The following is a 12,823-nucleotide window of genomic DNA, read 5'->3' on the forward strand; positions in this document are numbered from 1 at the left end:
CACACCGCCCCCTCCATGACTCGAGCCCGGCCGGGCAATCCAGAAAGGCCATCAAGAAAAGGCAACCGAGAGGGGCAACCGAAAGAGGCAAGCAGGAAAGACAGCGTGACGGGATGCCCAAACGAGAACCGGGAGCCCTGCGGGGCTCCCGGTTCGCGTGCTCGTTGGCGAGTGTCGGCACGGTCTATCTGACCTCGGCCGATGCCGCCTCAGCCCATGTAGTGGGCGATGGCCTTTTCGGCTTCGTTCTTGGCGGCCGCCACGGCGGTCCAGTGATCGAGCACTTCGGGGATCAGGGAAGTAGGCATGACAGACTCCTGTTTCAAACGTATGACTCGATGCGGAAGGTTACCCACGGCATCTGTACGGCACCATTCGCCTTTTGGCTACCCGATGGCAATACTGCGGATGAGGCCAGCCAGTGAGGACACGACGTGCGCCACTACGAACAGACCCACATCGGCTTCGACGAACACGGCAACGAATACGTCATCGACGAATATCACGACCGCCCCAGCCTCGATGACCTGCAGCACGGCGGCGCCATCGGCCGCGGCCTGCCGACCTTCCGGACCCGCGACGGTCACGAGGTGGAATGCCTGGGCCCCGGCGAGTTCTCCGTCCGCGTGCCCGGCGAGGAAAGCGGCGTCTCGGTATGGACCCACGATCCCGAGCATGTCTGATAGGCTGGGCGCTCCTCAGAAGGAGCCTGACATGCCACGACTCGCCCCGACCGCCCTGCTTTTCCTCGCCCTAATGGCCACCCTCGGCGGCTGCACCACCTACACCTGGCCCGACGGCCACCGCGAGACGGTCTGGGGCGTGCCCGCCCAGGACGAGACCAAGACCGACCAGCAGAAACGCGCCGAGGGCGTGCAGTATCGCGAGCCGGGCGAGCTGCCCGAGTAACGCGCCGGGCTCGGTCGCCTCGGCCCGGGCTTTCTATCAGGCTCCGTCCTTGCGGAAGACCAGGCACAGGTTGTTGGCCGGCATCTCCACCAGCCGCTCCAATCCGAGGCCGTTGCGTTCGGCCTCGACGGTCACGTCCGCCAGATCGCGAATGCCCCAGCGCGGGTCCCGCGACCGCAGGTCGGCGTCGAACGCCAGGTTGCTGGCCGCGGTCGGCTGATCCGCCCGCAGATAGGGGCCATAAAGCAGCAGCATTCCGTCGGCCTCCAGCCGCTCCCGCGTTTGCGCCATCAGCGCCTCGGTCACCGCCCAGGGCGAGATATGAATCAGGTTGATGGCGACGATCGCCTCGAACTCGTCCTCGGGCCAGTCGCCGGTGGCGTCCAGCGCCAGCGGCGCCCGCAGATTGGGCAGCGCCATCGCCTCGCGCCAGGCGGCGATGGAGGCTCGCGCCTCCGGGGTCGGATCGCTCGGCTGCCAGTCCCAGTCGGGCCGCGCCGCGGCGAAGTGACAGGCATGCTCGCCGCTGCCGGAGGCCAGCTCGAGCACCCGGGCCGGGCCGGGCAGCGCCTCGACCAGCACCTCCAGAATCGGCTGGCGGTTGCGGGCCGCGGCGGGGCTGTACAGTCGGGCATCGGTCATGACGGGCCTCGTGGCATGGTAAGAATCGTGGCAACGGGCGCCGATGATAGCGCTCCACTCTCGCGCCGGCCACCGGGGTGCCTCGTGTCCTGGTCCCGGGTAGACTGACACCCAGCCACCCCCAAGGACGCGACCCAGCAGCCAACGGGCACCTGGTACCCCCCGACCCACCAGTGAAGGACTCACAGCCGACCATGGGCAGTACTCTCCCGCTCTACCTCAGGATCCAGCAGCACCTGCTCGACAAAATTCGCGGTGGTGACTGGGCACCGCATCACCAGATCCCCCCCGAGGAGCAGCTGGCCAGAGACTTCGGCGTCAGCCGTATGACCGCCAACAAGGCCATTCGCGACCTGGTCCAGCAGGGCTACCTGACCCGTCAGCCCGGCGTCGGCACATTCGTCACCGACCATAAGTCGGAGTCCTCGCTGGTGGAGGTCCATAACATCGCCACCGAAGTGGCCAGCCGAGGGCACGACTACAGCAGCCAGGTACTCACCGCCGAGGCCCTCGACGCCGGCGACGAGGTCTCAATGCGGCTCGGCGTGCGGCTCGGCACCCGGGTCTTCCACACTCTGATCATCCACCGCGAGAACGGCGTACCGATCCAGCTTGAGGACCGCTACGTCAATCCCCGCCGGGTGCCCCACTACCTGGACACAGACTTCGCCCGCCACACCCCCAACGAGGTCCTAGAGGCGGCCTGCCCGATCAGCGACGTCGAGCACGTCGTCGAAGCGGTGCTGGTCGATGAGGCTACCGCCAAACGGCTCGAGATTGCCCCCGACCAGCCCTGCCTGCGCATGATCCGGCGCACTTGGTCCGGCGATCACCTAGTCAGCTATGCCCGCCTGCTGCATCCCGGCGACCGCTACAAGCTGCGCTCCTCGCTGCATACCGCCTGACGCCGGGCCCATCGTCACGGGACATGGGCCACCCTCTTGCTGGGGCTTGAGCAGGCGGTGCAGCGGCAGCTGAGCTGCGCTGGGGGGGCAATCGTGGAGAGTACCGACGAACAAACGGCCGGAGGCGCTCGCACGCCTCCGGCCGTCAACGACTTCCCTGTCCGGGCCATGCGGCCGAGCGACCTATCCGCCCAGGCCCTGCACCAGGTAGCCGGCCGGGACCGCCAGCAGCAGGCTCAGCGCCACGCGCAGGAACCACACTGCCACGATGCGTCCCAACGACAGCGGGATACTGGTGGACAGGATGCAGGGAATCGAGGCGGAGAAGAACAGCACCGCCGACACCGAGACCACCCCGGTGGCGAAGCGTGCCACGAAGTCGGCCTCGCCCATCAGCAGCGCCGGCAGGAACATCTCGGCGAGCCCCGCCGCCGCGGCCTGCGCCAGCTCGGCCGCCTCCTGCACGCCCCACACGGCAACGAACGGGTAGAACACCCAGCCCAACCACTCGAACACTGGGGTGTACTTGGCGAGCAGCAGCCCCGCCAGCCCGACCGACATGATCGACGGCAGGATGCTGATGGCCATCACCATCCCCTCGCGGAAGTTCAGCGCCACGCTGGCCGGCAGGCTCGGCGCCTTGGCGGCCACGTCGAGGCCGGTCTGCCAGGCGGTGGCGAAGCGCTTGCCGGACTCCGCCTCGGGCTCGGGATCGCTCTTGGTGTCGTCCATGCCGGACAGCGGCGGCAGCCGCACGGTGATGGCGGTGACTAGGAAGGTGATGCAAAGCGAAAGCCAGAAATAGGCGTTCCATACGTTCATCAGGTCCAGGGTCTTGGCGACGATGATCATGAAGGTCGCCGAGACGATGGAGAAGCCGGTGGCGATGATCGCCGCCTCACGGGCCGAGTACTCGCCGGCCCGATAGACCCGGTTGGTAATCAGCAGGCCGATCGAATAGCTGCCGACGAAGGACGCCACCGCATCGATGGCGCTGCGGCCCGGGGTGCGCCAGATCGGCCGCATCACCGGCTGGACCAGCACGCCGATCAGCTCGAGCAGGCCGAAGCCGATCAGCAGCGCCAGGAAGATGGCACCGATCGGCACGATCAGCCCCACCGGAATCACCAGCTTGTCGAACAGGAACGGCAGCATGTCCGGCGTGTGCAGGAAGGCCGGTCCCCAGCCGGTCAGCGCCAGCATCGCCGTGACGATCCCGGCGATCTTCAGCACGGTGAACACCAGGTCGGTCGCACTACGCCGCCAGGTGCCCTTCCACAGCGGATAAATGGCGCCCGCCACGATCAGCGCCAGTGCATAGAAGCCGCTGGCCTCGCCGAGCAGCGCCCTCGCGCCGGTGACCATGTGGTCCAGCGGGATGGTGGTCTTGCCACCCAGGCTCAGCGGCACGAAGAAGATCAGCACGCCCAGCAGGCTGGGAACGAAGAGTTTCAGCGCGACGGCCGGCGAATGGTGCCGCGTCGGTGTCGAAGCGGAGGGAGGGGTAGCCATGTTGCACTCCTGGGTTGTCGTTGTGATGACGACGCGTCGCCGCCATGTAATGTATATACATTACGCCGACATCAGGAGACCAATCCGTCGCCCCTTCTTTCGCTTATACTTTGGTATAAGCCCAGAACCCCCGCTTCTCCGCTTGACGCAATATATTATTTAACTATCTGATTTTTAATTTTTATTTCTTTACATCTCCACAGAATCACCGATCGATACGCGGATGAGCCGGAGGGGTGACGGATCCACGAGGATCGGCTAGCATTTGTATATACAAATTCAAACGGAGGTCCTCCCATGATCCAAGGCACGCCGACCCGCCTGCTGTGGCGCGACGTCACCGTCTTCGACGGGCTGGCCACGCTCCCCGAGCCGATGGCGGTCATCGTCGAGGGAGAGCGCATCACCGCATTGACGCCAATGCACGCGCTCGACGCCGACCGGGCTGCCGGCTGTCGCGAGATGGGCCGAGGCGGGGTGATGACCCCGGGGCTGGTGGACTGCCATACCCATCTCGTCTTCGGCGGCGGCCGCGCCGACGAGTTCGAGGCGCGCCTCGAGGGTGCGAGCTACGAGGAGATCGCCCGGCGCGGCGGCGGCATCCTGAGCACCGTCAACGCCACCCGGGACGCCGACGAGGACACCCTGTTCGCCGCCGCCCTGCCCCGACTGACGGCGATGATCGCCGACGGTGCCACCACGGTGGAGATCAAGTCGGGCTATGGCCTCAGCGTCGAAGGCGAGCTGAAGATGCTGCGCGTGGCGCGCCGCCTCGGCGAGGCCCTGCCGGTGCGTATCGTCACCACCCTGCTCGGCGCCCATGCCCTGCCGCCGGAATATCGCCACGACAGCGATGCCTACATCGACCTGGTCTGCAGCGAGATGATCCCGGCCGCGGCCGCCGAGGGGCTGGCCGACGCGGTGGACGTGTTCTGCGAGACGATCGCCTTCTCGGTGGCCCAGTGCGAACGGGTCTTTGAGGCGGCCGAGGCCCATGGCCTGCCCATCAAGGCCCACGCCGAGCAGCTTTCCAACCTCGGCGGCAGCGCCATGGCGGCGCGCCACGGCGCGCTGTCCGCCGACCACATCGAGTACCTCGACCAGGCCGGCATCGACGCCCTGCGCGAGGCAGGCAGCGTGGCGGTGATCCTGCCCGGTGCCTTCCATACCCTGCGCGAGACGCAACTGCCGCCCATCGCGGCACTGCGCGCGGCGGGCGTTCCCATGGCCGTGGCTACCGACGCCAACCCGGGCAGCTCGCCGCTGTTCATGCCGACGCTGATGCTCAACCTGGCCTGCACCCTGTTCCGGCTCACGCCGCGCGAGGCCCTGGCCGGCATGACCGCCCACGGCGCCGCCGCCCTGGGCCGTCGCGACCTGGGACGGCTGTACGCGGGCGCTCCCGCCGATCTCTGCGTGTGGGACATCGATTCGCCCGCCGAACTCGCCTATGCCGTCCAGCCGGGTCGGCTGCGCCAGCGGGTCTTCGCTGGCCAGTGCCAGGAGTGATGCGATCATGAAACCTCGAACCGAGAGGCCCCACGGCGCCGACATCGACATGCGCATCTGGCAGGGCCGCAACGACCCGGAGCCCGACAGCGAGCGCTGGCACCAGCGCGTGCGTCCACTCGACGCCGATGCCATGCCCGGCGCCGTGCTGGTCGGCTTCGCCAGCGACGCCGGGGTGGCCCGCAATCAGGGGCGCATTGGCGCCGCCGCCGGGCCCACCGCCATTCGCCGCGCCCTGGCGCCGCTGGCCTGGCACCGCCGAGGACCGGCCCATGACGCCGGCGACGTGACCTGCGAGGGCGACGCTCTCGAGGCCGCTCAGGATGCCCTGGCCGCACGCCTGGCCCCGCTGCTCGAGGCCGGCCATCTGCCCATCGTGCTCGGCGGCGGCCACGAGGTGGCCTACGCCAGCTGGTCGGGCCTGGCCCGCCACCTCGAGGCGCGAGAGGCCAGGCCACGGATCGGCATCATCAACTTCGATGCTCACTTCGACCTGCGCGACCCGGCCCATGTGCGCTCTTCCGGCACGCCTTTCGCCCAGATCGCCGAGCAATGCCAGCAACGTGGCTGGCCCTTCCGCTACGCCTGCCTGGGCGTCAGCCGCGCCGCCAACACTCGTGCGCTGTTCGCCCGCGCCGAGTCGCTCGACGTGCTGGTCCGCGAGGATCGCGAGTTCGATGCCCGCCGGCTAGACGCCCTCCAGCGCGACCTGACGCGCTTCATCGCCCGCTGCGATCACGTCTACCTGACCATCGACTTGGACGTGCTGCCCGCCGCCGAGGCCCCCGGCGTCAGCGCCCCCGCCGCTCGCGGCGTGTCGCTGGCCCTGCTCGAGCCATTGCTCGAGGCGATCCGCGACAGCGGCAAGCTGCGCCTGGCCGATCTGGCCGAGCTGAACCCCGATTTCGATCTGGACGCCCGCACCGCCAAGGCGGCGGCCCGGCTCGTCCATCTACTGACCCTGAACGGCTGAGCCGCCACCCCGGCCGTCAGCCTCCTTACCGCGAGACCCAGAGGAATCCGAGCATGTCCCATACCGACAAGCGTCACGACCCGAGCCGCCAGATTGCCGCCCCCACCGGGACCGAGCTGTCCTGCAAGAGCTGGCTCACCGAAGCGCCGCTGCGCATGCTGATGAACAACCTGCATCCGGACGTCGCAGAACGCCCCGAGGACCTGGTGGTCTACGGCGGCATCGGCCGCGCCGCGCGCGACTGGGCGTGCTACGACAAGATCGTCGAGACCCTCCAGCGTCTCGAGGACACCCAGTCGCTGCTGATCCAGTCCGGCAAGCCGGTGGGCGTGTTCGAGACCCACAAGGACGCGCCCCGCGTGCTGATCGCCAACTCCAACCTGGTGCCGGCCTGGGCCAACTGGGAGCACTTCAACGAGCTGGATCGCAAGGGCCTGATGATGTACGGCCAGATGACCGCCGGCTCGTGGATCTACATCGGCTCCCAGGGCATCGTTCAGGGCACCTACGAGACCTTCGTCGAGGCCGGGCGCCAGCACTACGACGGCGAGCTCGCCGGCCGCTGGATCCTCACCGCCGGCCTTGGCGGCATGGGCGGGGCCCAGCCGCTGGCCGCGACGCTCGCCGGCGCCTGCTCACTGAACATCGAATGCCAGCAGTCGAGCCTCGACTTCCGCTTGCGCACCCGCTACCTGGACGAACAGGCCGACGACCTGGACGACGCCCTGGCCCGCCTCGAGCGCTACACCGCCGAGGGCAAGGCGATCTCCATCGGCCTTTGCGCCAACGCCGCCGACGTGCTGCCCGAACTGGTCAAGCGCGGGGTGAAACCGGACATGGTCACCGACCAGACCAGCGCCCACGACCCGCTTCACGGCTACCTGCCGGCCGGCTGGACCTGGGACGAGTACGTCGAACGCGGCAAGGCCGAGCCCGAGGCCACCGTCAAGGCCGCCAAGCGCTCCATGGCGGTGCACGTGCAGGCCATGCTCGACTTCCAGGCCATGGGCGTGCCGACCTTCGACTACGGCAACAACATCCGCCAGATGGCCCAGGAGGAAGGGGTCGACAACGCCTTCGACTTCCCCGGCTTCGTGCCAGCCTATATTCGCCCGCTGTTCTGCCAGGGCATTGGCCCGTTCCGCTGGGCGGCGCTGTCCGGCGACCCCGAGGACATCTACAAGACCGACCAGAAGGTCAAGGAACTGATCCCGGACGACCCGCACCTGCACAACTGGCTCGACATGGCCCGCGAGCGCATCAGCTTCCAGGGCCTGCCGGCGCGCATCTGCTGGGTCGGGCTCAAGGACCGCGCGCGGCTCGGCCAGGCCTTCAACGAGATGGTCGCCAACGGCGAGCTCAAGGCGCCGGTGGTGATCGGCCGCGACCACCTGGACTCCGGCTCGGTGGCCAGCCCCAACCGCGAGACCGAGGCCATGCAGGACGGCTCCGACGCCGTCTCCGACTGGCCGCTGCTCAACGCGCTGCTCAACACCGCCGGCGGCGCCACCTGGGTGTCGCTGCACCACGGCGGCGGCGTGGGCATGGGCTACTCGCAGCATGCCGGCGTGGTGATCGTCGCCGACGGCAGCGATGACGCCCACGCCCGCCTCGGCCGAGTGCTGCGCAACGACCCGGGCACCGGCGTGATGCGCCACGCCGATGCCGGCTACGACATCGCCAAGCGCTGTGCCGCGGAAAACGACCTGGACCTGCCGATGGTCGATAAGTAAGCGCGTCTACCACTACTCGCCCACCGGAACCCGATAGACCGGAGCAGGCCGACGCACAGGGCGCATGCGTCCTCGTCGAGTGCCTGCTTCCGGCCGGATCCCGGCCGGGCAACGTAAGGAACTGTCAGATGAACCATCTCGAGATCCAACCCGGCAAGATGACCCTGGCCCAGGCGCGCCAGGTCTTCCAGGCCCCCGTGACCGTCGAGCTGCCCGCCAGCGCCGACGCCGAGATCGGCCGTGCCGTCGACTGCGTCAATCGCGTGATCGCCGAGGACCGCACCGTCTACGGCATCAATACCGGCTTCGGCCTGCTGGCCCAGACCCGCATCGAAAAGGACCAGCTCGAAGACCTGCAGCGCTCGCTGGTGCTGTCGCACGCCACCGGCGTCGGCGAAGCCATGAGCGACGACCTGGTGCGGCTGATCATGGTACTCAAGGTCAACAGCCTGGCCCGCGGCTTCTCCGGCATCCGCCGCGAGGTGCTGGACGCCCTGGTGGCGCTGATCAACGCCGGGGTCTACCCGCATATCCCGCTCAAGGGCTCGGTGGGGGCCTCCGGCGACCTGGCCCCCTTGGCGCATATGAGCGTGGTGCTGCTCGGCGAGGGCACGGCTCGCCATGACGGCGACTGGCTGCCGGCCCGGGAGGCCCTGGCCAAGGCCGGCCTCGAACCGCTGGCCCTGGCGCCCAAGGAAGGCCTCGCCCTGCTCAACGGCACCCAGGTGTCCACCGCCTACGCCCTCAAGGGCCTGTTCGAGGCCGAGGACCTGTTCGCCGCGGCCACGGTTTGCGGCTCGCTCACCGTGGAGGCGACCCTGAGCTCGCGCTCGCCGTTCGATGCCCGCATCCACGAGGTTCGCGGCCAGCGCGGCCAGATCGATGCCGCCGCAGGCTACCGTCATCTGCTGGGCAGCCGCAGCGAGCTCAGCGACTCCCATGCGGACTGCGGCAAGGTCCAGGACCCCTACTCGCTGCGCTGCCAACCCCAGGTGATGGGCGCCGCCCTGACCCAGATCCGCCAGGCAGCCGAGGTGCTGGCCATCGAGGTCAATGCGGTCTCCGACAATCCGCTGGTGTTCGCCGAACAGGGCGACATCATCTCCGGCGGCAACTTCCACGCCGAGCCGGTGGCCATGGCGGCCGACAACCTGGCGCTGGCCATCGCCGAGATCGGCTCGCTCACCGAGCGCCGCGTGTCGCTGATGATGGACAAGCACATGTCCCAGCTGCCGCCTTTCCTGGTGGAAAACGGCGGGGTCAACTCGGGCTTCATGATCGCCCAGGTCACCGCCGCGGCCCTGGCCAGCGAGAACAAGGCCCTGGCTCATCCGCATAGCGTCGACAGCCTGCCCACTTCGGCCAACCAGGAGGACCACGTCTCCATGGCCCCGGCCGCCGGCAAGCGCCTGTGGGAGATGGCCGACAACGTGCGCGGCATCCTCGCCATCGAATGGCTGGCCGCCTGCCAGGGGCTCGACTTCCGCAAGGGCCTGGCGACCACCGAGCCGCTGGAGGAAGCCCGTCACGCCCTGCGCGAGCGCGTTGCCTACTACGACCGCGACCGCTTCTTCGGCCCCGATATCGAGGCCGCCGGGGAGCTGTTGAAGGCCCGCACCCTGAGCCACCTGGTGCCCGCCGAACTGCTGCCCAGCCACTAGGCTGGCGTTCGACCGCTCGCCCTCCCGGCCACGGCGGGAGGGCGGGCGGCTCGCTCTTCCAACAACAATCCTGCTCCACAAGGACCTTCCATGAATGCAGTCGTCCTGGCCATCCTGGTGATGGTCGTGCTCAGTCTCGCCCGCGTTTCCGTGGTCTTCGCCCTGATTGCCGCTTCCCTGGTCGGTGGCCTCTACGCCGGCATGCCGATCGGCGAGATCATGAGCGCCTTCAACGACGGCCTGGGCAACGGCGCCACCGTGGCCATCTCCTACGCCGTGCTCGGCGCCTTCGCCGTGGCCCTGTCACGCTCCGGCGTCACCGAGCTGCTCTCCGCCAGAGCCATCGGCCGGCTCAAGCTCGACGAGGGCATCCCTCACCGCAAGACGATCACCCTCACCCTGCTCGGTGCGCTGCTGGCCTTCTCGATCAGCTCCCAGAATCTGATCCCGGTGCACATCGCCTTCATCCCGGTGCTGGTACCACCGCTGCTCAAGCTGATGAACCACTTGAAGCTCGACCGCCGCGCCGTGGCCTGCGTGATCACCTTCGGCATCACCGCGCCCTACATGCTGCTGCCGGTGGGCTTCGGCTCAATCTTCCTCCACGACATCCTGCTGGCCAACCTCAATGAGGCCGGCGCTTCGCTGGGCCTGTCGGTGACGCCGGGCATGGTGCCCACGGCGATGATCGTGCCGATCGGCGGCATGGCGCTGGGCCTGGCCACGGCGGTGCTGTTCAGCTACCGCGGCAAGCGCGAGTATCGGGACCTCGACCTGGCCCACGGCGACGAGAGCCAGGCCCAGGCCGCCGGCCATCTCAAGCCCTGGCAGCTCGGCGTGCTGGCCATCGCCCTGGGCGGCACCGTGGCGACCCAGCTGGTCACCGGTTCCATGGTGCTGGGCGGCATCTTCGGCTTCGCCGTGCTCTCGGTCAGTGGCGTGTTTCGCTGGCACGAGCAGGACGGCATCTTCACCGAGGGCATGCGCATGATGGCGCTGGTCGGCTTCATCATGATCTCGGCGTCGGGCTTCGCCAGCGTCATGCAGGCCAGCGGCGAGGTGGAAAGCCTGGTCACCACCTCCACGGCGCTGATCGGCGACAACAGGGGCCTGGCGGCGCTGATCATGCTGCTGGTCGGGCTGTTCATCACCATGGGCATCGGCTCGTCGTTCTCTACCATCCCGATCATCGCCTCGCTCTACGTGCCGCTGGCCATCAACTTCGGCTTCTCGCCGATGGCCACCGTCGCGCTGGTCGGCACCGCCGCCGCCCTGGGCGACGCCGGCTCCCCGGCCTCGGACTCGACCCTCGGCCCCACCGCCGGTCTCAACGCCGACGGCCAGCACGACCACATCTGGGACAGCGTGGTGCCCACCTTCCTGCACTACAACATCCCGCTGATCGCCTTCGGCTGGCTCGCCGCCATGACGCTGTAAGCTCCGCCGCCGACTCGCAACGGGCCGGCGGCCCCGGTTTCCTGGCGTCGGGGGATCAGATGACTACAATGGGCGCTTCGTTTTCCGCCCATACCCTCGACACTCCCGCAAGGAAACCTCATGAACGCCATCGTGCTTGCCATCCTGGTCATGGTCACCCTGAGCCTGATGCGGGTGTCCGTGGTCTTCGCGCTGATCGCCGCCAGCCTGGTCGGCGGCCTCTATGCCGGCATGCCGATCGGCGAGATCATGGACGCCTTCAACGACGGCCTCGGCAACGGTGCCACCGTGGCCATCTCCTACGCCGTGCTCGGCGCCTTCGCCGTGGCGCTGTCGCGCTCCGGCATCACCCAGCTGCTGTCGCAGCGGGCCATCGGCGGGCTCAAGCTGGACCAGGGCATTCCCCACCGCCGCGCCATCGTCTTCGCCCTGCTCGGCGTGCTGCTGGCGTTCTCGATCAGCTCGCAGAACCTGATCCCGGTGCATATCGCCTTCATCCCGGTGCTGGTGCCGCCGCTGCTCAAGCTGATGAATCATCTGAAGCTCGACCGCCGCGCCGTGGCCTGCGTGATCACCTTCGGCATCACCGCGCCCTACATGCTGCTGCCGGTGGGCTTCGGCTCGATCTTCCTGCACGACATCCTGCTGACCAACCTCAACGACAACGGCCTCGACGTCACCGCCGCCATGGTCCCCACGGCCATGATCGTGCCGATCGGCGGCATGGCGTTCGGCCTGGTCGTGGCCATCCTGTTCAGCTATCGCGGCAAGCGCAGCTACGAGGACCGCGACCTGGCCCACGGCGACGAGACCCCGACCGAGGCCGCCGGCCACCTAAAGCCCTGGCAGATCGCCGTGCTCGCCCTGTCGCTGGTCGGCACCGTGGTGGTGCAGCTGGTCAGCGGCTCCATGGTGCTCGGCGGCCTGTTCGGCTTCGCCGTGCTGTCCGTCAGCGGCGTGTTCCACTGGCACGAACAGGACGACATCTTCACCGAAGGCATGCGCATGATGGCACTGGTCGGCTTCATCATGATCGCGGCGGCCGGCTTCGCCAGCGTCATGCAGGCCAGCGGCCAGGTCGAGACGCTGGTGACCAGCTCCACCGCACTGATCGGTGACCACAAGGGCTTGGCCGCACTGGTCATGCTGCTGGTGGGCCTGTTCATCACCATGGGCATCGGCTCGTCGTTCTCGACCATTCCGATCATCGCCTCGATCTACGTGCCGCTGGCCGTGAGCTTCGGCTTCTCGCCGATGGCCACCATCGCCCTGGTCGGCACCGCCGCGGCCCTGGGCGACGCCGGCTCCCCGGCCTCGGACTCGACCCTCGGCCCGACCGCCGGCCTCAACGCCGACGGCCAGCACGACCACATCTGGGACAGCGTGGTGCCCACCTTCCTGCACTACAACGTGCCGCTGATCGTGTTCGGCTGGATCGCCGCCATGACCCTCTGACCCCGGGCGTTGCCCGGGAACTTCAAGCCGAAAGCTTGAAGCGGGAAGAAAACACAGCCCCGCCGGCATAGCCGGCGGGGCTGTGTT

At 68.2% G+C, this 12,823-nt stretch carries 11 protein-coding genes; 9 read left to right on the forward strand and 2 right to left on the reverse strand.

Going from position 1 to position 12,823, the window contains the following annotated elements; translation table 11 throughout:
• Window positions 1-434 precede the first annotated feature (434 nt).
• Complete coding sequence (locus MYL53_RS04515) at window positions 435-683, forward strand: hypothetical protein (RefSeq protein WP_247852216.1); 249 nt, start codon at window positions 435-437, stop codon at window positions 681-683.
• 31 nt (window positions 684-714) lie between these two features.
• Window positions 715-909, forward strand: coding sequence for a hypothetical protein (locus tag MYL53_RS04520; RefSeq protein ID WP_247852217.1), 195 nt, complete (start codon window positions 715-717; stop codon window positions 907-909).
• Between the two features lie 36 nt (window positions 910-945).
• Here the strand turns inward: MYL53_RS04520 and MYL53_RS04525 are convergent, their stop codons facing one another.
• The gene (locus MYL53_RS04525) at window positions 946-1,551 is read right to left on the reverse strand and encodes a DUF938 domain-containing protein (RefSeq protein WP_247852218.1); all 606 of its coding nucleotides are present in this window, start codon (window positions 1,549-1,551) and stop codon (window positions 946-948) included.
• Window positions 1,552-1,745: 194 nt separating this feature from the next.
• On the opposite strand from MYL53_RS04525, the gene hutC reads away from it, so the two are divergent.
• Window positions 1,746-2,456 carry a histidine utilization transcriptional repressor HutC gene (gene hutC, locus MYL53_RS04530; RefSeq protein WP_247852220.1) on the forward strand — a complete coding sequence of 237 codons (711 nt, stop codon included), beginning with the start codon at window positions 1,746-1,748 and terminating at the stop codon, window positions 2,454-2,456.
• A gap of 183 nt (window positions 2,457-2,639) precedes the next feature.
• Here the strand turns inward: hutC and MYL53_RS04535 are convergent, their stop codons facing one another.
• Window positions 2,640-3,968 (reverse strand): YjiH family protein, encoded by a 1,329-nt coding sequence (locus MYL53_RS04535; RefSeq protein ID WP_247852221.1) that lies wholly within the window; start codon window positions 3,966-3,968, stop codon window positions 2,640-2,642.
• Window positions 3,969-4,265: 297 nt separating this feature from the next.
• On the opposite strand from MYL53_RS04535, the gene hutI reads away from it, so the two are divergent.
• From hutI to MYL53_RS04565, 6 genes are all read left to right on the forward strand, one after another.
• On the forward strand, window positions 4,266-5,477 hold the full coding sequence (hutI, locus tag MYL53_RS04540) for an imidazolonepropionase (RefSeq protein ID WP_247852223.1): 1,212 nt from the start codon (window positions 4,266-4,268) through the stop codon (window positions 5,475-5,477).
• A 7-nt stretch (window positions 5,478-5,484) separates the two neighbouring features.
• A complete protein-coding gene (gene hutG, locus MYL53_RS04545) occupies window positions 5,485-6,450 on the forward strand; it encodes a formimidoylglutamase (protein ID WP_247852224.1) in 966 nt (321 codons plus the stop codon).
• A 53-nt stretch (window positions 6,451-6,503) separates the two neighbouring features.
• Entirely contained in the window at window positions 6,504-8,183 is a 1,680-nt protein-coding gene (gene hutU, locus MYL53_RS04550) for a urocanate hydratase (protein ID WP_247852225.1), read from the forward strand.
• Window positions 8,184-8,311: 128 nt separating this feature from the next.
• Window positions 8,312-9,844, forward strand: coding sequence for a histidine ammonia-lyase (gene hutH, locus MYL53_RS04555; RefSeq protein WP_247852226.1), 1,533 nt, complete (start codon window positions 8,312-8,314; stop codon window positions 9,842-9,844).
• 90 nt (window positions 9,845-9,934) lie between these two features.
• Entirely contained in the window at window positions 9,935-11,281 is a 1,347-nt protein-coding gene (locus MYL53_RS04560) for a Na+/H+ antiporter family protein (protein WP_247852228.1), read from the forward strand.
• A gap of 120 nt (window positions 11,282-11,401) precedes the next feature.
• Window positions 11,402-12,736, forward strand: a complete 1,335-nt coding sequence (locus MYL53_RS04565; RefSeq protein ID WP_247852230.1) for a Na+/H+ antiporter family protein — start codon at window positions 11,402-11,404, stop codon at window positions 12,734-12,736.
• The last annotated feature ends 87 nt before the right edge of the window (window positions 12,737-12,823 follow it).

Source organism: Halomonas getboli (assembly GCF_023094245.1).
GTDB classification, from domain to species: Bacteria; Pseudomonadota; Gammaproteobacteria; order Pseudomonadales; family Halomonadaceae; genus Halomonas; species Halomonas getboli.